This window comes from Roseovarius bejariae (assembly GCF_009669325.1).
Classification (GTDB): domain Bacteria; phylum Pseudomonadota; class Alphaproteobacteria; order Rhodobacterales; family Rhodobacteraceae; genus Roseovarius; species Roseovarius bejariae.
The window spans coordinates 2,536,333-2,553,773 of record NZ_SZWE01000001.1 but is presented as its reverse complement, the minus strand read 5'-3'; the positions used below and the strand labels follow the sequence as shown (position 1 = coordinate 2,553,773).

Sequence of the window (17,441 nt, the reverse complement as noted above, 5' to 3'; positions counted from 1 at the left end):
CGCGACCCTGATCATCGAGGGGGCCAGCAACACCGGCCCCCTACACCTTAGATTTTCAGACCGCCTTCGCGGGCTGCGTCCGCCACGGCCTTGATCCGGCCATGGAAGAGGAAGCCGCCACGGTCGAACTGTGCCTCGGTGATGCCGGCCTTCTTGGCGCGCTCGGCGATCGTGCTGCCGATTTTCGCGGCGGCTTCGAGGTTGTTCTTGCCCTTGAGGCCCAGATCTTTTTCGAGCGTCGAGGCCGAGGCCAGGGTGACGCCGTTGAGATCGTCGATAATCTGCACGCTGAGGTTCTTGCTCGAACGATGCACGCTGAGGCGCGGACGCCCTGCGTTGACCTTGCGAAGTTTGCTCCGAACGCGCAGGCGGCGTTTTTGGAACAGTTTTCTTTTGCTGTTTGCCATCTGTCGCGTTCCTTACTTCTTCTTGCCTTCCTTCTGGAAGATGTACTCGCCCTTGTAGCGGATCCCTTTGCCCTTGTAGGGCTCGGGGCGGCGCCAATCGCGGATGTTTGCCGCGACCTGACCGACGAGTTGCTTGTCATAGCCTTCGACCACCAGTTCGGTGGGCTTGGGCGCGGTGACAGTCACACCTTCCGGAACCTCGAAATCCACGTCGTGGCTGAGGCCGAGGTTAAGCTTCACGATGTTGCCCTGAATCTGAGCGCGGTAGCCCACGCCCTGAATTTCGAGCTCTTTCTTGAAGGGTTCGTTGGAGCCGTGGACCAGGTTCGCGATGATCGTGCGGGTCATCCCCCACTGTTGGCGCGCGCGCTTGGATTTGCCGCGCGGCGCAACCGTCACCTGGCCATCCTCGATGGTGATGGTGACGTCATCGGTCGCGGTGAAGGTCTTGGTGGCCTTGGGCCCCTTCACTTCGATGGTCTGGCCGCTGAGCGAGGCAGTAACGCCATCGGGCAGGGCCACGGGTTGTTTACCGATACGAGACATGTTCGGGCCTCCTTAGAATACGGTGCAAAGCACTTCGCCACCGACGTTGGCGGCGCGTGCGGATGCGTCCGACATCACACCCTTGGGGGTGGAGACAATCGACACGCCCAGGCCCTGACGGACCGACGGGATGTCATTGACGCTCGCATAGACGCGACGACCGGGTTTGGAGACCCGTTTCATTTCGCGAATGGCGGGGGCGCCTTCGAAGTACTTCAGGCTGATTTCCAGGGCCGGGTGACCGTTTGCGCCGGTCACTTTTTCATAGCCGCGGATGTAACCTTCGTCCGCCAGCACGTCCAGAACCCATGCGCGCAGCTTGGAGGCCGGGCACATGACGGTGGACTTGCCACGCATGGCTGCGTTGCGGATCCGGGTGAGCATATCGCCGATAGGATCGTTCATCTAATCGTCCTCCTTACCAGCTCGATTTCACCATGCCGGGAGCTTGGCCATTCGAGCCAAGTTCGCGCAGGGCGATCCGCGACACTTTGAGTTTACGGTAGTAAGCATGCGGACGGCCCGTCAGCTGGCAGCGGTTGTGCAACCGGGTGGCCGAGCTGTTGCGCGGCAGTTCCGCCAGCTTCAGGGAGGCGCGGAAACGCTCTTCCATCGGCTTGCTTTCGTCGTTGATGATCTCTTTGAGAGCGGCCCGCTTGGCGACGTATTTCGCAACCAGGCGCTGACGCTTCTTCTCGCGTTCGATCATTGCTTTTTTAGCCATATCAAATTCCTCCCGCGATCAGCTGTTGAAGGGCATGTTGAAGTGCTTCAACAGCGCCTTGGCTTCAGCGTCGGTTTGCGCCGTGGTGGCGATAATGATGTCCATGCCCCAGACCTCATCGACCTTGTCGAAGTTGATCTCGGGGAACACGATGTGTTCCTTGAGGCCCATGGCATAGTTGCCACGACCATCGAAGGATTTGCCCGACACGCCGCGGAAGTCGCGGATGCGGGGCATTGCAATCGTGATCAGACGATCGAGGAATTCGTACATGCGGTCACCGCGCAGGGTCACCTTGGCACCGAGCGGCATGTCTTCACGAACGCGGAAACCGGCGATCGAGTTCTTTGCCTTGGTCACGACGGCCTGTTGGCCGGCGATCATGGTCAGGTCTTCCTGGGCCGATTTGGCTTTCTTGGAGTCTTTGACCGCTTCGGCACCGCAGCCGATGTTCAGGACGATCTTGTCCAGGCGCGGGATCTGCATGTCGTTGGTATAGCCAAACTCTTCTTTCAGAGCCGCTTTGATCGTGTCGCGGAACTGCTGGCGCAGACGCGGGGTGTAATTTGCGGTATCAAGCATCGATCACGTCCCCCGTGGTCTTGGCGAAACGCACCTTCTTGTCGCCTTCGGTCTTGAAGCCAACGCGGGTGGGTTTGCCGTTCTTGTCCAGAAACGCCAGGTTGCTGAGGTCGATCGGCAGGGCCTTGGGCAGGCGGCCGCCTTGACTGTTCTGGCTTTGGCGGGTGTGGCGGATGGCCATGTTGATGCCTTCGACCACGGCTTTGCCGGCCTTGGGGTCAACGGAGGCGATGGTGCCTTCCTTGCCCTTGTCCTTGCCGGCGAGCACGACGACCTTGTCGCCTTTTTTCAGTTTAGCAGCCATCTTACAGCACCTCCGGGGCGAGCGAGATGATTTTCATGAAGTTCTTGCCGCGCAACTCGCGAACCACCGGCCCGAAGATACGGGTGCCGACCGGCTCGTTGTTGTTGTTGAGGATCACGGCGGCGTTGCGATCGAAGCGGATCGCGGTGCCGTCTTCCCGGCGAACTTCCTTGGCGGTGCGCACGACGACGGCCTTTCGGACGTCACCCTTTTTCACGCGGCCGCGCGGGATGGCTTCTTTTACCGAGACGACAATGATGTCGCCGACGGACGCGTATTTACGCTTGGAGCCACCCAGGACCTTGATGCACTGAACCCGGCGCGCGCCGGAGTTGTCAGCAACATCCAGATTGGTCTGCATCTGGATCATTTGGTTTCTCCCGACCTTTGGGGCCGCCTTGCAGTCAGGCCGTGGACCCCAGGGTTTCGATTATACCGGTCCGTGACGGAGGCTTACGCCTCCAGCACTTCCCAGCGTTTGGTCTTCGATTTCGGAGCGCATTCGATGATGCGCACGCGATCACCCACTTTGTAGGCGTTCTTCTCATCGTGAGCCCGGTACTTCTTGGACTTACGGATGGTTTTCTTCAGAACCGGGTGCGTGAAGCGGCGTTCGACCGAAACGGTCACGGTTTGGGCGTTGGCGTCGCTGGTCACGGTGCCTTGAAGGATACGTTTGGGCATAACTCAAGGCCTCCCTTATTCTGCGTCGGCCGCGGAAGCGGCTTTTTCGTTGAGGATGGTCAGAACGCGGGCCGCGTTGCGGCGCACGGTTTTCATCCGGGCGGGGTTTTCCAGCTGCCCCGTGGCAGCCTGAAAGCGCAGGTTGAACTGCTCTTTCTTCAGCTCGGTCAGCTGCTCGCGCAGCTGGTCGGGCGTCTTGTCTCTCAGCTCTTGGGCGTTCATCGCCTTTTTCCTTTCTCAAAACACCAGCGGGCCCCTGTCGGTTGGTACAGGGTGACCTGAGACCTGGTGGATGAATTGCAATACAACACGAATCCCCCGACGCGCGGGGGACCCATGGATTGGCGCTCTATAAGGGAGGTAAAATTCGAGGGCAAGCAAAACTTTGGCTTGCCCCCGGGCGTTGACCGCGCGTCGCGCGGGCTTAGTCTTCTACGGTTTCGCCCGCCGTGACATATTTCGACGCGTAGCGCTGCTCGCCCAGACGGTCCAGCAGGCTGAGTTGGAGTTCGAGCCATTCCTTGTGGCCTTCCTCCTCTATCGCGATGCCTTCGAACAGCGCCTTGGAGGCCAGATCATCCGCCTCGTAGGCGGCCTTGGCGGCCTGCGTGTAGAACTTGATCGCGTCCTTTTCGTCGTCGAGGTCGCTTTGGAACATGTCACGCAAGGACCCGGAAACCTTGGGTGTCGCGGCAAAGGCCATTTCCGGCTCTCCGCCAAGGGCAAAAATCCGTTCGAGGAACCTGTCCGCGTGTCCGTTTTCCTCGTCGAACTCTCCGCGCATCTGCCTGGCCAGCTTGTCCAGCCCCCAATCGTCCAGCAAATGGGCATGCAACTGGTATTGGTGCGCTGCGGTCAGTTCCATCTGCAACGCGGTATTCAGGTTTTTGAGTGTGGTGTCATTGGACATGGAGATGCTCCCTTTTCCTATGCATCCAAGCTACGCCTTGATGCACGGATTTGAACCCCCAACACATATTATTTTCAAAATACGAAAAGAACGTCGTGATCACGCCCAGGCGTAATTGAAGCTGACCGAAATCCGGTCGTCTTCGGACATGTTCATCGGCACTTCGTGGCGCAGCCAGCTTTCCCAGAGCAGAACGTCGCCGACCTTGGGTTTTTCATAGGTGAAGGTCTGCAACTCCCGCCGGGCGCCTTTTTTGCGCGCCGGGGCGGCCATCATCCGGGCCGAGCGCGGGTCTTCGAGTTTCAGGGCGCTGGCCCCATCGGGCATGGACACATAGGTGGTGCCGGAAATCACCGAATGCGGGTGCAGGTGCGATGAATGCGTGCCGCCTTCGGGCAGGATGTTGATCCAGAGGTCTTCAAGCTTCAATTCGCGCCCGTCGAGATCGAATTCCAGATCTTCGGCGAAGGCGGCGACGTGTTTGTCCAGCGCCTCGACCAGATCGGCGAAGATCGGGAAGCGCCACGGCAAATCGGTGAGCGAGGCATAGGAGGTATAGCCGGGGTAGCCTTCGGTTTCGCACCACTCCTGCCCTGCCTCGTCATCTTCGGCGATGGAATAACAAGACGCCTCAAGCTCCTGCGCGTCGATGGCGGGGCCATGTTCGGACAAAGCGGCGCGGTAAAGACGGGTGACGAAAAGGGAATCTATCTGTGCCATGGCCGCGTGATACCGCGCGTGGGGCCAAAGGCAAGGAAATCTTTAGGTCTTTGCGCCATACCCCGCATTGAGGCACCAGAAAGGGGCAAGGGCAATGCGGGTTATTATCGCGGTTTGTATATGGATGGTCTTTGCAGGCGCGGGCCTTGCTGAGCCATCGGCGGCAGGCCTGTTCGCGGCCCGGCAACCTCTGTTTACGGTGCAGGGCGAAACGACGGCCAAGGCGCGATTGGCAAGCCTTTTCATGGATGAGGCCGACGGTGGGCTATTCGCCGCCTTACCCGGGCGGAGGGAGGCGCCGTTGCGGCAAGGCGGTGGCAAGGCCGCGCGATTGCACGATCTGATCGCCCGGGCCGAGGCCGGGCCAATGGGATATGACGCGGTGCAACACGGGGCACGGGTGAAACCGCCCAAACGCCCGACGGATATGAGTTTGGGTGAGATCTTTGCATGGATTGCCGCCACGCCGGGGCAACCTCATGCCATCGGCCGGTATCAGTTTATCCCGGCGACCTTGCGGCATTCGGTGAAACGGCTGGGCCTGCCGCCCGAGACCCGGTTCAGCCCGGAGGTGCAGGACCGTCTGGCCAACCTGTTGCTGGGCGATGCGGGTTTTTTGAAGGCGCAGACCGGGGAGATCACGGCAGAGACCTTCATGCTGAACCTTGCGAAAATCTGGGCCGGCCTGCCCCTGCCCTCGGGGCGGAGTTATTATCAGGGATATGCCGGGAACACGGCGACGATGGAGTATGCGGTTTTTGCGCGGGAGGTGCGGGCGATTTTGGATGGGTAAAAAGAAAAACCCCCGCCAGTTTCCTGACGGGGGTTTCTTTTTCTTCACCGGGGTGCGGCCCGCAGATTTCTTTCAGAAATCCGCTATACCGCACGCGTCATTCGCAAGCGAATGACGTTACCAATCTTCCCGAACAACGACGCGGGTCTTGACCGGCAGTTTCATCGCCGCGAGGCGCAGGGCCTCCATGGCGACGCTGTCGGACACACCGTCGATCTCGAACATCACGCGACCGGGCTTCACTTTGCAAACCCAACGGTCGACCGAGCCTTTCCCTTTACCCATCCGAACCTCGATCGGTTTGGCGGTCACGGGGACATCCGGGAAGATCCGGATCCAGACGCGGCCCTGACGTTTCATGTGACGCGTCATGGCACGACGGGCGGCCTCGATCTGACGGGCGGTCACGCGCTCGGGTTGGGTGGCCTTGAGGCCGTAGGACCCGAAGTTCAGGTCCGACCCACCTTTGGCGAGGCCCTTGATGCGGCCCTTGTGCTGCTTGCGGAACTTTGTACGCTTTGGTTGAAGCATTGTTCAGTCCTCCTTAGCGACGGCCGCCGGCGCCACGGGGCGCGGGACCATCCTGGAGCTCCTGGGCTTTGCGATCACGGGCCGACGGGTCGTGCTCCATGATCTCGCCTTTGAAGATCCACACCTTGATGCCGATGATGCCGTAGGGCGTTTCGGCTTCCTTGTGGGCATAGTCGATGTCGGCGCGCAGGGTGTGCAGGGGCACACGGCCTTCGCGGTACCATTCGGTACGTGCGATCTCGGCCCCGCCCAGACGACCGGCGACATTCACACGGATGCCAAGGGCGCCCATGCGCATCGCGTTCTGCACGGCACGTTTCATCGCACGGCGGAACGACACACGACGCTCCAGCTGTTGTGCGATGCTGTCACCGACCAGAGCGGCGTCCAGTTCGGGCTTGCGAACCTCGACGATGTTGAGGTGCAATTCGCTGTCGGTCATTTTCGCCAGCTTCTTGCGCAGGGTTTCGATATCGGCGCCTTTTTTGCCGATGATCACACCCGGACGTGCGGTGTGGATCGTGACGCGGCACTTCTTGTGCGGACGTTCGATGATCACACGGCTGACGCCGGCCTGCTTGCACTCTTTCTCGATGAACTCACGGATCGCGACGTCTTCGAGCAGAAGATCACCGTAATCCTTCGTATCGGCGTACCAGCGGCTGTCCCAGGTGCGGTTCACCTGAAGGCGCATGCCAATCGGATTGACTTTGTTACCCATTAGGCTTGCTCCTCAATTTGACGCACCTTGATGGTCAGTTCCGAGAACGGCTTGCGCAGCGCGCCGAACCGGCCACGGGCGCGCGGGCGACCGCGCTTCATGACAAGGTTCTTGCCGACATAGGCCTCGGCGACGATCAGTTCGTCGACATCCAGGTTGTGGTTGTTCTCGGCATTGGCGATGGCCGACTGGAGGCACTTGCGCACATCCTCGGCGATCCGCTTTTGGCTGAAGGTCAGGTCGTTGAGAGCCTTGTCGACCTTCTTGCCACGGATCATCGCCGCAACGAGGTTGAGTTTTTGCGGGCTGGTGCGCAGCATGCGCAGCTTGGCCATCGCTTCGTTGTCCGCCACGCGGCGGGGATTCTTATCCTTACCCATGGCTTACTTCCTCTTGGCTTTTTTGTCGGCCGCGTGCCCATAGTAGGTACGGGTCGGCGAGTATTCACCGAATTTCTGACCGATCATGTCCTCGGTCACGTTAACGGGGACGTGCTTGTGCCCGTTATAGACGCCAAACGTCAGGCCCACGAATTGGGGCAGGATCGTCGAGCGGCGCGACCAGATCTTGATGACTTCGTTACGCCCGCTTTCGCGTACTGCCTCGGCCTTTTTCAGGACGTAGGCATCAACAAACGGGCCCTTCCATACAGAACGTGCCATGTGTTAGCGGCCCTTCTTCTTGGCGTGACGCGAGCGGATGATAAGCTTTTGCGACGCCTTGTTCGTGTTGCGGGTGCGGGCACCCTTGGTCGGCTTGCCCCAGGGCGTGACCGGGTGACGACCACCCGAGGTCCGGCCCTCACCACCACCATGGGGGTGATCGATCGGGTTCATGACCACACCACGGACGGACGGGCGGATGCCTTTGTGGCGCATACGACCGGCTTTACCGTAGTTCTGGTTGCTGTTGTCGGGGTTCGACACGGCACCGACGGTGGCCTTGCATTCCTGACGGACCATGCGCAGTTCACCCGAGCTCAGGCGGATCTGGGCGTAGCCACCGTCACGGCCGACGAACTGGGCATAGGTGCCCGCGGCGCGTGCGATCTGGCCACCCTTGCCGGGCTTGAGTTCGATGTTGTGAACGATGGTCCCGATGGGCATCCCGGCGAAGGGCATGCAGTTGCCGGGCTTGATGTCGACCTTGTTACCGGCGAAAATCTTGTCGCCGATGGCCATACGCTGGGGCGCGAGGATATAGGCCTGTTCGCCGTCCTCGTACTTGATCAGCGCGATGAAGGCGGTCCGGTTCGGATCGTATTCGATCCGCTCGACGGTGGCCGCCACATCGAATTTGTTGCGTTTGAAATCAACGACGCGATAGAGGCGTTTCGCCCCACCCCCGCGACGACGCGAGGTAATCCGCCCGGTGTTGTTCCGGCCGCCCGATTTGGTCAGACCCTCGGTGAGGGATTTGACCGGACGCCCTTTGTACAGCTCCGAACGGTCGATCAGCACCAGCCCGCGCTGGCCCGGCGTCGTCGGCTTATACGACTTGAGTGCCATGCTTTCTGTCTTCCGTTTGCTAGCGGCAGGGCCCTGCCCCGCCTATGTGATAGCCCCCCGAAGGTGGCCGATGGTATGAGGCCCCGTAGGTCCCCGGTTCTTGCTGTTCTTACGAACAAAAGCAGAGCCCCGGACGAATCCGGGGCACGGCGATGGGGTCTGATAGGGGAGCGGGCGGTGCGGGTCAAGGGGTTTGGCCCAGAAAACAATGGGCTTGCGCCATATGCCGCCCGACCACCAGCGGCGACGCGCGCGGTGGCGCAACGCGCCTAGATTCCGCGCCACGATAAGAAAACCCCGGCCACTTGCGCAGCCGGGGCTTAAATTCATCATCCGCAAAGGCGACTTAAAGACCAGTCGTCACGTCGATGGTGTTGCCCTCTTCGAGGGTGACATAGGCCTTTTTCACGTCGTTGCGGCGGCCAAGCTGGCCACGGAAACGCTTTTGCTTGCCTTTGGTGATCGTGGTGTTGACCGCTTTGACCTTCACACCGAAGAGCGCCTCGATGGCCTCTTTGATCTGGGGTTTGTTGGCGTCCATGTGCACCTCGAAGACAACGGCGTTCGCTTCCGACGCCATGGTGGCCTTCTCGGTGATCACCGGCTTGCGGATCACATCGTAGTGTTTGGCTTCTGCGCTCATTTCAGACGAGCCTCCAGTGCTTCGACACCCGCCTTGGTGATCACGAGGGTATCACGCTTGAGGATGTCATAGACGTTTGCGCCGACGCTGGGCAGCACGTCCAGACCGTCGATGTTGGCAGCGGCGCGGGCGAAGCCCTCGTTCACCTCTGCGCCGTCGATGATCAGAGCGCGTTTCCAGCCCAGATCCTTGACCTGCTTGGCCAGGGTCTTGGTCTTGCCATCGGTTTCGGCGGTGTCGATCACCACCAGCTCACCGGCTTTCGCCTTGGCGCTCAGCGCGTGCTTGAGGCCCAGTTGGCGAACCTTCTTGGGCAACTCATGCGCGTGGCTGCGGGGCGTCGGGCCCTTGTAGATACCACCCTTGCGGAAGATCGGCGCGTTGCGGTCGCCGTGGCGCGCGCCACCGGTGCCCTTCTGGCGGTAGATCTTCTTGGTCGAGTAGCTGGTTTCCGAGCGGGTCTTGACCTTGTGGGTGCCAGCCTGCGCCTTGTTGCGCTGCCAGCGGACCACGCGGTGCAGGATGTCGGCACGCGGTTCCAGGCCGAAGATGTCTTCGCCCAGATCGACCGAGCCGGCCTTGCCGCCGTCCAGTTTGATCACGTCGAGTTTCATTCTTCGCCTTCCTTCTTCTCGGCCTCTGCTTCGGCAGCGGCTTCTTGTGCGGCTTGCTCGGCAGCGGCGGCTTCGGCGGCAGCGGCTTCTTCGGCTGCGGCCTGGGCTGCGGCCTCTTCAGCGGCTTTCGCGGCTTCTTCGGCTGCGGATTTCAGAGCGGCGGGCAGGATCGCGTTCTCGGGGAACGGTTTCTTGACCGCGTCTTTCACGGTGACCCAGCCACCCTTGGCGCCGGGAACGGCACCCTTGACCATGATCAGGCCACGGTCGGCGTCGGTCTTGACGACTTGAAGGTTCTGCGTGGTCACGCGGGCCGCGCCCATGTGGCCGGCCATCTTCTTGCCTTTGAAAACCTTGCCCGGGTCCTGACACTGGCCGGTCGAACCGTGCGACCGGTGCGAGATCGAAACACCGTGGGTCATTTCCAGACCGCTGAAGTTGTGGCGCTTCATGCCACCGGCGAACCCTTTACCGATCGAGGTGCCGCAGACGTCCACGAACTGCCCTTCGAAGTAATGGTTGGCGGTGATTTCTTCACCCACGTTGATCAGGTTTTCCGGATCGACACGGAATTCGGCAACCTTGCGCTTGGGCTCGACCTTGGCGGTCGCGAAGTGACCGCGCATGGCTTTGCTCACACGCTTGGCCTTGGCCGAGCCTGCACCCAGCTGAACCGCCGAGTAGCCGTGTTGATCGGCGGTGCGCTGTGCGACCACCTGAAGTTTGTCCAGTTGAAGAACGGTGACAGGAATCTGCCGTCCGTCTTCCATGAAAAGCCGGGTCATGCCGACTTTTTTCGCGATAATACCAGAGCGCAACATCTCTTGCCCTCCTTAAACCGAAATCTGCACGTCCACGCCGGCGGCGAGGTCGAGCTTCATCAGCGCGTCCACGGTCTGCGGCGTCGGATCGACGATGTCGAGAAGGCGCTTGTGCGTCCGGATCTCGAACTGATCGCGGGATTTCTTGTTCACGTGCGGGCCACGCAGAACAGTGAACTTCTCGATCTTGTTCGGCAGCGGGATGGGCCCGCGCACGTCTGCACCGGTGCGTTTGGCGGTATTGACGATTTCCTGCGTGCTGGCGTCCAGAACGCGGTAGTCAAATGCCTTAAGCCGGATGCGAATATTTTGGCTTTGCATGTTAGTAGCCTTTCGCGGCGTTAAAGTTGATAGGAGGACGGCCAGAGCATCCAGCCCCCCTCTTCGAACGGGTCCCGGGCTGTCCGGGCAAATCCCGGACCAGTGGCCCGGGACTTGGTTTTCTTTTCATCTTGCTTGGGTTCTCGGTGATTTGCTTCGCAATTCACCTGTCACCCCGGCCAGAAATTCGGCGAGCCGAATTTCGACCTTACTCGATGATTTTCGACACGACGCCGGCGCCGACGGTGCGGCCGCCTTCGCGGATGGCGAAGCGCAGACCATCTTCCATGGCGATCGGCGCGATCAGCTCAACCTCGAACTTCAGGTTGTCGCCCGGCATCACCATCTCGGTGCCCGAGGGCAGCGTCACGGTGCCGGTCACGTCGGTCGTGCGGAAGTAGAACTGCGGACGGTAGTTCGCGAAGAACGGCGTGTGACGACCGCCTTCTTCCTTGGTCAGGATATAGGCCTCGGCTTCGAACTTGGTGTGCGGCGTCACCGATCCCGGCTTGCACAGAACCTGACCACGCTCAACGCCGTCACGGTCCACACCGCGCAGCAGCGCGCCGATGTTGTCGCCCGCTTCGCCGCGATCCAGCAGCTTGCGGAACATTTCAACGCCGGTGCAGGTCGTCTTCTTGGTGTCGCGGATGCCGACGATCTCGATCTCGTCGCCAACGTTGATCACGCCACGCTCGACACGGCCGGTCACAACCGTACCACGACCCGAGATCGAGAACACGTCTTCGATCGGCATCAGGAACGGCTTGTCGACGTCACGCTCCGGCGCGGGGATGTAATCGTCCACGGCGGCCATCAGCTCGCGGATCTTCTCTTCGCCGATTTCCGGGTTGTTGCCTTCCATCGCCGCCAGCGCCGAACCGGCGATGATCGGGATATCGTCGCCCGGGAAGTCGTAGTCGCTCAGCAGTTCGCGAACTTCCATTTCCACCAGCTCGAGCAGCTCGGGGTCGTCAACCTGGTCAACCTTGTTGAGGAACACGACCAGCGCGGGCACGCCGACCTGGCGGGCCAGCAGGATGTGCTCGCGGGTCTGCGGCATCGGGCCGTCGGCCGCGTTCACAACCAGGATCGCGCCGTCCATCTGCGCCGCGCCGGTGATCATGTTCTTCACATAGTCCGCGTGGCCGGGGCAGTCGACGTGCGCGTAGTGACGGTTCTCGGTCTCGTATTCGACGTGGGCCGTCGAAATCGTGATCCCGCGGGCCTTCTCTTCCGGCGCGCCGTCAATCTGGTCATATGCACGGAAATCACCGAAATACTTCGTGATCGCCGCCGTCAGCGTCGTCTTGCCGTGGTCAACGTGACCAACCGTCCCGATGTTCACGTGCGGTTTCGAACGGTCAAACTTTTCCTTTGCCATGGTCTTGGCTCCCTCTTTCTTTTGTCGTGCGGTGCGCGTCCCTGCGCACCCTACGGGTGGATGTAGGGTGCGCCCTCAGGGCGCACCGACGGTTATGCGTATTTCGCCTGAATCTCTTCCGAGATGTTCGACGGGACCGGGTCGTAATGCGAGAACTGCATCGTGAACTGCGCGCGGCCCGAAGACATGGAGCGCAGCGTGTTGATGTAGCCGAACATGTTGGCCAGCGGTACGTTGGCGTCGATCGCGATGGCGTTGCCGCGCGGCTCTTGCCCCGAAACCTGGCCACGACGCGAGGTCAGGTCGCCGATGATGGAGCCGGTGTATTCTTCCGGCGTGATCACTTCGACCTTCATCATCGGTTCCAGCAGTTTCGCACCGGCCTTGCGGAGACCTTCGCGCATGCACATCCGCGCCGCGATTTCAAAGGCCATGACCGAGGAGTCCACGTCGTGGAACTTACCGTCGATCAGGGCGACCTTGAAATCGATCACGGGGAAGCCGGCCAGCGGGCCGCTATCCATGACCGATTCGATGCCTTTTTCAACGCCCGGGATGTATTCCTTGGGCACCGAGCCACCGACGATGCGGGATTCGAAGGAGTAGCCTTCACCGGCTTCGGTGGGCGAGATGATCATCTTCACTTCGGCGAACTGACCCGAACCACCCGACTGTTTCTTGTGGGTGTAGGTGTGTTCGATTTCGTGACCGATGGTCTCACGATAGGCCACCTGCGGCGCACCGATGTTCGCGTCGACCTTGAACTCGCGCTTCAGGCGGTCAACCAGGATGTCGAGGTGCAGTTCGCCCATGCCTTTCATGATGGTCTGACCGGACTCGAGGTCGGTCTCCACCCGGAAGGAGGGGTCTTCTGCGGCCAGGCGTTGCAGGCCCTGGCTCATTTTTTCCTGGTCACCCTTGGTCTTCGGCTCGACCGCGATTTCGATCACCGGATCGGGGAAGGTCATGGTTTCCAGAACGACAGGCGCCTTGGGATCACAGATCGTGTCACCCGTGGTGGTGTCTTTCAGGCTGGCCAGGGCGATGATGTCGCCGGCGAAGGCCTCTTCGATCTCGCTCCGGTCGTTGGAGTGCATCATCATCATACGACCGATGCGCTCTTTCTTGCCCTTGGTCGCGTTCAGGATGGTGTCACCCTTGTTCAGGACACCCGAGTAGATGCGCGTGAAGGTCAGCGAACCGACGAAGGGGTCGTTCATGATTTTGAACGCCAGGCCCGAGAACGGCATGCTGTCATCGGCGCGGCGCGCGATGTCACGGGTCTCGGTTTCGTCATCGGGGGCGAAGCCCATGTAATCGACAACGTCCAGCGGGCTGGGGAGATAGTCGATCACGGCGTTGAGCAGCGGCTGAACACCTTTGTTTTTAAAGGCCGACCCACCCAGAACCGGAACGAAGCTGAGCGACAGGGTGCCTTTGCGCAGCAGTTTGCGCAGGGTCGGCACGTCGGGCTCTTCGCCTTCAAGGTAGGCTTCCATCGCGTCGTCGTCTTGCTCGACGGCGTGTTCGATCATCTTGCCGCGCCATTCGTCGGCCATGTCCTTGAGCTCATCACGGATCGGGGCCTTGATCCAGGATGCGCCCAGATCTTCGCCCTGCCAGAGCCACTCTTCCATGGTCACGAGGTCGATCAGACCTTCCAGATCGCTTTCGGCACCGATCGGGATACCAACCGGAACGGCAGTGGCGCCGGTGCGGTCTTCGATCATGCGCACGCAGTTGAAGAAGTCTGCGCCGATCTTGTCCATCTTGTTGACGAAAACGATACGCGGAACCTTGTAACGGTCGGCCTGACGCCAAACTGTTTCGGTCTGCGGCTCGACACCGGCGTTCCCGTCGAGAACACAGACGGCACCGTCGAGCACGGCCAGCGAACGTTCGACTTCGATGGTGAAGTCAACGTGGCCGGGGGTGTCGATGATGTTCAGGCGGTGTTTCTCGGAATCGGGCTCGGTGCCGTTTTCGGTGCGCTCCCAGAAGGTGGTGGTCGCAGCCGACGTGATGGTGATACCGCGTTCCTGCTCCTGCTCCATCCAGTCCATGGTGGCCGCACCATCGTGCACCTCACCGATGTTGTGGGATTTGCCGGTGTAGAACAGGATGCGCTCCGAGCAGGTGGTCTTGCCTGCGTCGATATGCGCCATGATGCCGAAGTTGCGGTAGCGTTCGAGCGGATAATCGCGTGCCATGGTGTAATGCCTCTAGGGTTTACCAGCGGTAATGGCTGAAGGCTTTGTTCGCCTCGGCCATCTTGTGAGTGTCTTCGCGCTTTTTCACGGCGGAGCCGCGGCTGTTGACTGCGTCCAGCAGCTCACCAGCAAGGCGTTCTTCCATCGTGTTTTCGTTGCGCGAGCGCGAGGCGGTGATCAGCCAGCGGATCGCCAGAGCTTCGCGGCGCTCGGGGCGGACTTCGACGGGCACCTGATAGGTGGCACCACCCACACGGCGCGAGCGGACCTCGACGGCGGGTTTGATGTTGTCCAGAGCTTCGTGGAACAGTTCGACCGGGGCGCGCTTGACCTTGTCTTCGATACGGTCGAGGGCGTTGTACACGATCTTTTCCGCGACCGATTTCTTACCATCGATCATCAGGTTGTTCATGAACTTCGAAAGAACCCGGTCGCCATACTTGGCGTCGGGCAGGATTTCACGTTTTTCAGCGGCGTGACGACGGGACATCTGTTATTCCTCTTACTTCGGACGCTTGGCGCCGTATTTCGAGCGGCGCTGTTTCCGATCCTTGACGCCTTGCGTGTCAAGCACACCGCGCAGGATGTGGTAGCGCACACCGGGAAGGTCTTTCACACGGCCGCCACGGATCAGGACAACCGAGTGCTCCTGAAGGTTGTGGCTTTCACCGGGGATATAGCTGATGACTTCGAAGCCGTTGGTCAGGCGCACCTTGGCAACCTTCCGCATGGCCGAGTTCGGCTTTTTCGGCGTCGTGGTATAGACGCGCGTGCAGACGCCACGCTTCTGAGGGCACCCCTGCAGGTGCATGGACTTCTGACTTCTGATTTTGGGCTGCCGCGGCTTGCGGATCAGCTGTTGGATCGTTGGCATTGGGTCTCTTTCCCCGTCTTGCAACACATGTGTCTTGCACGCGGATGCGTGCGGTTAAACTTTCAGCGCCTTACGCGTCCGCAAAACGCAAATGCCGCATTCGTTCCCATTCCGAGGTGAACGACGCGGTTGGTTCCCAGAGGATCGAGGCATATAAAAGCGCCTGGATCTTGACCACTTCAATCTTGAGTTCGGCACCGGGGCGACCCCCTCGCCGGGATGAGGCGCGTATAGGGGGAGTCGCGAGGGTTGTCAACTGCCGCTTCCATGGCCCTTTTCGCCTGCGGCATCGCGGGCCCGGAGCGACCGTGTACGGGTGGTTTTACGGGGTGACAAGTCTGAATGCGCGGTCGCGGTTTGCATCCAAACGCCTGCCTTTGGCCTTGTTTGCGCCCCATGCATTTGTCACCATGCCCCGCAGTACATGCAAGTGAGGGCCGCGATGCGCGTCATCGGATTATGCCGATTTTCCTACCCTGCCCTTGGCGGGTTCAAACGGATGCACGACAGCGTGGAAGAACGCGAGGCTTACCTATATCAGCCCGAGCGCATGGACCTTCGGTTCAACCATTTCGAAACCCTGACCCTTCCGTCGATCGCGGCGCAGAGGGACCCGCGATTTACCTTCCTTATCGTGATCGGGCCGCGAATGCCCAAGCCCTATCTCGACCGGCTCCACGACATCACCGCGCCGGTAAAACAGATCAGGATCGTCGAGATGGAGCCTGTCAAGCACCGCTATGCCATGCAGGCCGCCATCAAGGCGGAACTGGGCGAGGATACCGAGGAATCCCTGCAATTCCGTCTGGATGACGACGATGCGGTGGGGGTAAACTTTGTCCGGGCGATCCGACGTCTGGCCGGGCGGTCCGCCCCCATGCGCCAGCCATGGCAGAACATGGTCTTTGAATTCTCCAGCGGCTTCGAGGCCGCGCTATCGCCCGAGGGTATCCGCCTGCGCGAGGTGCAGATTCCCTTCCTGGCCTGTGGCCTTGCGGCCCTGTTCAAACCCGGGGCGAAGAAGACGATCATGAACTATGGGCATCACAAGCTGCATGAAACCATGCCGACGCTGATTGACCCGGGGATGCCGATGTATATCCGCGCCGTGCATGGCGACAACGATTCCAATGCCTCGAACCGCAAGGACAAACCCGCACCGGCCACGCCTGCACAGTTGGACCTGCTGCGCGCAAAATTCAACGTGGACGAGGCCCATGTGAAAAGCGTGTTTGGCGGCCAAGCTGTGCTTCGCGATACAGCATGAACATCCCCGACCCCACGACGATCGCCGCCCCCAGAAGGGTGACCGGACCGGGCCATTCGTCGAAGACAAGCCAGCCCAGCAGAAGCGCCCAGATCAACCCGGTATAGCGGAAGGGCGCGATAAAGCTGATCTCGCCCACCCGCATCACCATGATCGAAAAGAGATAGCCGCCGATGATCATCACCGCCGCCCCGAAGGTCAGGCCGTAGGCGCGCGCATCCATGGGCGCCCAGTCGATTGTCAGGCTGGCCAGCCCGAAAAAGATCATGATCGAGGTCGAGGTGATGACTGTCACCAGCATCGTCGGCGTTTCCTTGGACAGCCGCCGGGTGGCCAAATCGCGCAGCGTGACGAAGCCCACGGCGACCAGCGCATAGATCGAATAGACCGTGAAATCCTCGGCCCCCGGCCGCACGATCAGCATGACACCGACGAACCCGATCAGGATCGCCGACATCCGCCGCCAGCCGATGGGATCGCCGAACACAAGAGCCGCGGCCAGCGTGATGGTCAGCGGCAACGCCTGAAGGATCGCCGTCATGTTGGCGATGGGCATGTTGAACAGCGCGGTAAGGAAAAAATAGGCCGACCCGATCTCGCCCACCATGCGCAAGAGGATACTACCGGCATCGCGCCGCGAGACGCGGGCGAACAAGGCCCCCATCCACCAGGCGATTCCGGCCACGGCAACCGTGGTGAAAATCCCCCGCAGAAAGAGCACCTGAAACAACGGCACCTCCCCGGCCAACGCCTTCATGAAGGTATCGTTGATCGTGAAGCTGGCCATCGAGGCCATCATCAGGATCGCGCCGGTCAGGTTGTCGGATCGTGTCATGGGTGGGTCCGGGTCTTGGGAATGTCCTGCCATTAGACCCGG

At 60.7% G+C, this 17,441-nt stretch carries 27 protein-coding genes; 2 read left to right on the top strand and 25 right to left on the bottom strand.

The features are described from left to right. Nucleotides 1-47: 47 nt before the first annotated feature. The 11 genes from rplR to FDP25_RS12250 all read right to left on the bottom strand — a co-directional run bounded on the left by rplR (nt 48) and on the right by FDP25_RS12250 (nt 4,877). Nucleotides 48-407, bottom strand: coding sequence for a 50S ribosomal protein L18 (rplR, locus tag FDP25_RS12300; protein WP_154152123.1), 360 nt, complete (start codon nt 405-407; stop codon nt 48-50). 12 nt (nt 408-419) lie between these two features. Then, nucleotides 420-953 (bottom strand): 50S ribosomal protein L6, encoded by a 534-nt coding sequence (rplF, locus tag FDP25_RS12295; protein ID WP_154152121.1) that lies wholly within the window; start codon nt 951-953, stop codon nt 420-422. Nucleotides 954-965: 12 nt separating this feature from the next. Beyond that, nucleotides 966-1,358 (bottom strand): 30S ribosomal protein S8, encoded by a 393-nt coding sequence (gene rpsH / locus FDP25_RS12290; RefSeq protein WP_154152119.1) that lies wholly within the window; start codon nt 1,356-1,358, stop codon nt 966-968. Between the two features lie 13 nt (nt 1,359-1,371). After that, the gene (gene rpsN, locus FDP25_RS12285) at nt 1,372-1,677 is read right to left on the bottom strand and encodes a 30S ribosomal protein S14 (protein WP_154152117.1); all 306 of its coding nucleotides are present in this window, start codon (nt 1,675-1,677) and stop codon (nt 1,372-1,374) included. A gap of 18 nt (nt 1,678-1,695) precedes the next feature. After that, complete coding sequence (gene rplE, locus FDP25_RS12280) at nt 1,696-2,259, bottom strand: 50S ribosomal protein L5 (RefSeq protein WP_154152115.1); 564 nt, start codon at nt 2,257-2,259, stop codon at nt 1,696-1,698. Beyond that, nucleotides 2,252-2,563 carry a 50S ribosomal protein L24 gene (gene rplX / locus FDP25_RS12275; protein WP_154152113.1) on the bottom strand — a complete coding sequence of 104 codons (312 nt, stop codon included), beginning with the start codon at nt 2,561-2,563 and terminating at the stop codon, nt 2,252-2,254. The genes rplE and rplX overlap by 8 nt, the downstream gene beginning before the upstream one ends. A 1-nt stretch (nt 2,564) precedes the next feature. After that, nucleotides 2,565-2,933 (bottom strand): 50S ribosomal protein L14, encoded by a 369-nt coding sequence (gene rplN, locus FDP25_RS12270; RefSeq protein WP_008757934.1) that lies wholly within the window; start codon nt 2,931-2,933, stop codon nt 2,565-2,567. A gap of 83 nt (nt 2,934-3,016) precedes the next feature. Next, nucleotides 3,017-3,247, bottom strand: coding sequence for a 30S ribosomal protein S17 (rpsQ, locus tag FDP25_RS12265; RefSeq protein ID WP_154152111.1), 231 nt, complete (start codon nt 3,245-3,247; stop codon nt 3,017-3,019). 15 nt (nt 3,248-3,262) lie between these two features. Continuing rightward, nucleotides 3,263-3,469, bottom strand: a complete 207-nt coding sequence (rpmC, locus tag FDP25_RS12260) for a 50S ribosomal protein L29 (protein ID WP_154152109.1) — start codon at nt 3,467-3,469, stop codon at nt 3,263-3,265. Nucleotides 3,470-3,671: 202 nt separating this feature from the next. Beyond that, a complete protein-coding gene (locus FDP25_RS12255; RefSeq protein ID WP_154152107.1) occupies nt 3,672-4,157 on the bottom strand; it encodes a bacterioferritin in 486 nt (161 codons plus the stop codon). 99 nt (nt 4,158-4,256) lie between these two features. After that, entirely contained in the window at nt 4,257-4,877 is a 621-nt protein-coding gene (locus FDP25_RS12250; protein WP_154152105.1) for a 2OG-Fe(II) oxygenase family protein, read from the bottom strand. Nucleotides 4,878-4,971: 94 nt separating this feature from the next. Here FDP25_RS12250 and FDP25_RS12245 point away from each other — a divergent pair, with 94 nt between their 5' ends. After that, nucleotides 4,972-5,670 (top strand): lysozyme family protein, encoded by a 699-nt coding sequence (locus FDP25_RS12245; protein WP_246175831.1) that lies wholly within the window; start codon nt 4,972-4,974, stop codon nt 5,668-5,670. Between the two features lie 117 nt (nt 5,671-5,787). Here the strand turns inward: FDP25_RS12245 and rplP are convergent, their stop codons facing one another. From rplP to rpsL, 13 genes are all read right to left on the bottom strand, one after another. Continuing rightward, nucleotides 5,788-6,201, bottom strand: coding sequence for a 50S ribosomal protein L16 (gene rplP / locus FDP25_RS12240; protein ID WP_154152103.1), 414 nt, complete (start codon nt 6,199-6,201; stop codon nt 5,788-5,790). Nucleotides 6,202-6,214: 13 nt separating this feature from the next. Next, complete coding sequence (gene rpsC / locus FDP25_RS12235) at nt 6,215-6,922, bottom strand: 30S ribosomal protein S3 (protein WP_154152101.1); 708 nt, start codon at nt 6,920-6,922, stop codon at nt 6,215-6,217. Then, nucleotides 6,922-7,302 carry a 50S ribosomal protein L22 gene (gene rplV, locus FDP25_RS12230; protein ID WP_154152099.1) on the bottom strand — a complete coding sequence of 127 codons (381 nt, stop codon included), beginning with the start codon at nt 7,300-7,302 and terminating at the stop codon, nt 6,922-6,924. The genes rpsC and rplV overlap by 1 nt, the downstream gene beginning before the upstream one ends. A gap of 3 nt (nt 7,303-7,305) precedes the next feature. Beyond that, nucleotides 7,306-7,584, bottom strand: coding sequence for a 30S ribosomal protein S19 (rpsS, locus tag FDP25_RS12225; protein WP_154152097.1), 279 nt, complete (start codon nt 7,582-7,584; stop codon nt 7,306-7,308). A 3-nt stretch (nt 7,585-7,587) separates the two neighbouring features. Next, a complete protein-coding gene (gene rplB / locus FDP25_RS12220) occupies nt 7,588-8,430 on the bottom strand; it encodes a 50S ribosomal protein L2 (RefSeq protein ID WP_154152095.1) in 843 nt (280 codons plus the stop codon). A gap of 346 nt (nt 8,431-8,776) precedes the next feature. Then, on the bottom strand, nt 8,777-9,073 hold the full coding sequence (locus FDP25_RS12215; protein ID WP_154152093.1) for a 50S ribosomal protein L23: 297 nt from the start codon (nt 9,071-9,073) through the stop codon (nt 8,777-8,779). Further along, complete coding sequence (gene rplD, locus FDP25_RS12210; RefSeq protein ID WP_154152091.1) at nt 9,070-9,687, bottom strand: 50S ribosomal protein L4; 618 nt, start codon at nt 9,685-9,687, stop codon at nt 9,070-9,072. The genes FDP25_RS12215 and rplD overlap by 4 nt, the downstream gene beginning before the upstream one ends. Then, on the bottom strand, nt 9,684-10,508 hold the full coding sequence (rplC, locus tag FDP25_RS12205; protein WP_154152089.1) for a 50S ribosomal protein L3: 825 nt from the start codon (nt 10,506-10,508) through the stop codon (nt 9,684-9,686). The genes rplD and rplC overlap by 4 nt, the downstream gene beginning before the upstream one ends. Nucleotides 10,509-10,520: 12 nt before the next feature. Further along, complete coding sequence (gene rpsJ, locus FDP25_RS12200; RefSeq protein WP_057795293.1) at nt 10,521-10,829, bottom strand: 30S ribosomal protein S10; 309 nt, start codon at nt 10,827-10,829, stop codon at nt 10,521-10,523. Between the two features lie 208 nt (nt 10,830-11,037). Beyond that, on the bottom strand, nt 11,038-12,213 hold the full coding sequence (tuf, locus tag FDP25_RS12195; protein ID WP_154149366.1) for an elongation factor Tu: 1,176 nt from the start codon (nt 12,211-12,213) through the stop codon (nt 11,038-11,040). 92 nt (nt 12,214-12,305) lie between these two features. Continuing rightward, complete coding sequence (gene fusA, locus FDP25_RS12190; protein ID WP_154152087.1) at nt 12,306-14,423, bottom strand: elongation factor G; 2,118 nt, start codon at nt 14,421-14,423, stop codon at nt 12,306-12,308. 19 nt (nt 14,424-14,442) lie between these two features. Beyond that, a complete protein-coding gene (rpsG, locus tag FDP25_RS12185) occupies nt 14,443-14,913 on the bottom strand; it encodes a 30S ribosomal protein S7 (RefSeq protein WP_154152085.1) in 471 nt (156 codons plus the stop codon). Between the two features lie 12 nt (nt 14,914-14,925). Beyond that, on the bottom strand, nt 14,926-15,297 hold the full coding sequence (rpsL, locus tag FDP25_RS12180; RefSeq protein ID WP_085818537.1) for a 30S ribosomal protein S12: 372 nt from the start codon (nt 15,295-15,297) through the stop codon (nt 14,926-14,928). Nucleotides 15,298-15,739: 442 nt separating this feature from the next. Between rpsL and FDP25_RS12175 the strand changes: the two genes are divergently transcribed. After that, nucleotides 15,740-16,564 carry a glycosyltransferase gene (locus FDP25_RS12175; protein WP_154152083.1) on the top strand — a complete coding sequence of 275 codons (825 nt, stop codon included), beginning with the start codon at nt 15,740-15,742 and terminating at the stop codon, nt 16,562-16,564. Here FDP25_RS12175 and FDP25_RS12170 read toward each other — a convergent pair. After that, nucleotides 16,497-17,399: a DMT family transporter gene (locus tag FDP25_RS12170; RefSeq protein WP_154152081.1), complete on the bottom strand. Its 903-nt coding sequence runs from the start codon at nt 17,397-17,399 to the stop codon at nt 16,497-16,499. The two genes, FDP25_RS12175 and FDP25_RS12170, sit on opposite strands and share 68 nt — an antisense overlap. Between the last annotated feature and the right edge of the window lie 42 nt (nt 17,400-17,441).

What these genes read in the sequence shown, in the direction of transcription:
- rplR (WP_154152123.1), bottom strand. Translation starts at nt 407, where the DNA reads ATGGCAAACAGCAAAAGAAAACTGTTCCAAAAACGCCGCCTGCGCGTT.
- rplF (WP_154152121.1), bottom strand. Translation starts at nt 953, where the DNA reads ATGTCTCGTATCGGTAAACAACCCGTGGCCCTGCCCGATGGCGTTACT.
- rpsH (WP_154152119.1), bottom strand. Translation starts at nt 1,358, where the DNA reads ATGAACGATCCTATCGGCGATATGCTCACCCGGATCCGCAACGCAGCC.
- rpsN (WP_154152117.1), bottom strand. Translation starts at nt 1,677, where the DNA reads ATGGCTAAAAAAGCAATGATCGAACGCGAGAAGAAGCGTCAGCGCCTG.
- rplE (WP_154152115.1), bottom strand. Translation starts at nt 2,259, where the DNA reads ATGCTTGATACCGCAAATTACACCCCGCGTCTGCGCCAGCAGTTCCGC.
- rplX (WP_154152113.1), bottom strand. Translation starts at nt 2,563, where the DNA reads ATGGCTGCTAAACTGAAAAAAGGCGACAAGGTCGTCGTGCTCGCCGGC.
- rplN (WP_008757934.1), bottom strand. Translation starts at nt 2,933, where the DNA reads ATGATCCAGATGCAGACCAATCTGGATGTTGCTGACAACTCCGGCGCG.
- rpsQ (WP_154152111.1), bottom strand. Translation starts at nt 3,247, where the DNA reads ATGCCCAAACGTATCCTTCAAGGCACCGTGACCAGCGACGCCAACGCC.
- rpmC (WP_154152109.1), bottom strand. Translation starts at nt 3,469, where the DNA reads ATGAACGCCCAAGAGCTGAGAGACAAGACGCCCGACCAGCTGCGCGAG.
- FDP25_RS12255 (WP_154152107.1), bottom strand. Translation starts at nt 4,157, where the DNA reads ATGTCCAATGACACCACACTCAAAAACCTGAATACCGCGTTGCAGATG.
- FDP25_RS12250 (WP_154152105.1), bottom strand. Translation starts at nt 4,877, where the DNA reads ATGGCACAGATAGATTCCCTTTTCGTCACCCGTCTTTACCGCGCCGCT.
- FDP25_RS12245 (WP_246175831.1), top strand. Translation starts at nt 4,972, where the DNA reads ATGCGGGTTATTATCGCGGTTTGTATATGGATGGTCTTTGCAGGCGCG.
- rplP (WP_154152103.1), bottom strand. Translation starts at nt 6,201, where the DNA reads ATGCTTCAACCAAAGCGTACAAAGTTCCGCAAGCAGCACAAGGGCCGC.
- rpsC (WP_154152101.1), bottom strand. Translation starts at nt 6,922, where the DNA reads ATGGGTAACAAAGTCAATCCGATTGGCATGCGCCTTCAGGTGAACCGC.
- rplV (WP_154152099.1), bottom strand. Translation starts at nt 7,302, where the DNA reads ATGGGTAAGGATAAGAATCCCCGCCGCGTGGCGGACAACGAAGCGATG.
- rpsS (WP_154152097.1), bottom strand. Translation starts at nt 7,584, where the DNA reads ATGGCACGTTCTGTATGGAAGGGCCCGTTTGTTGATGCCTACGTCCTG.
- rplB (WP_154152095.1), bottom strand. Translation starts at nt 8,430, where the DNA reads ATGGCACTCAAGTCGTATAAGCCGACGACGCCGGGCCAGCGCGGGCTG.
- FDP25_RS12215 (WP_154152093.1), bottom strand. Translation starts at nt 9,073, where the DNA reads ATGAGCGCAGAAGCCAAACACTACGATGTGATCCGCAAGCCGGTGATC.
- rplD (WP_154152091.1), bottom strand. Translation starts at nt 9,687, where the DNA reads ATGAAACTCGACGTGATCAAACTGGACGGCGGCAAGGCCGGCTCGGTC.
- rplC (WP_154152089.1), bottom strand. Translation starts at nt 10,508, where the DNA reads ATGTTGCGCTCTGGTATTATCGCGAAAAAAGTCGGCATGACCCGGCTT.
- rpsJ (WP_057795293.1), bottom strand. Translation starts at nt 10,829, where the DNA reads ATGCAAAGCCAAAATATTCGCATCCGGCTTAAGGCATTTGACTACCGC.
- tuf (WP_154149366.1), bottom strand. Translation starts at nt 12,213, where the DNA reads ATGGCAAAGGAAAAGTTTGACCGTTCGAAACCGCACGTGAACATCGGG.
- fusA (WP_154152087.1), bottom strand. Translation starts at nt 14,423, where the DNA reads ATGGCACGCGATTATCCGCTCGAACGCTACCGCAACTTCGGCATCATG.
- rpsG (WP_154152085.1), bottom strand. Translation starts at nt 14,913, where the DNA reads ATGTCCCGTCGTCACGCCGCTGAAAAACGTGAAATCCTGCCCGACGCC.
- rpsL (WP_085818537.1), bottom strand. Translation starts at nt 15,297, where the DNA reads ATGCCAACGATCCAACAGCTGATCCGCAAGCCGCGGCAGCCCAAAATC.
- FDP25_RS12175 (WP_154152083.1), top strand. Translation starts at nt 15,740, where the DNA reads ATGCGCGTCATCGGATTATGCCGATTTTCCTACCCTGCCCTTGGCGGG.
- FDP25_RS12170 (WP_154152081.1), bottom strand. Translation starts at nt 17,399, where the DNA reads ATGACACGATCCGACAACCTGACCGGCGCGATCCTGATGATGGCCTCG.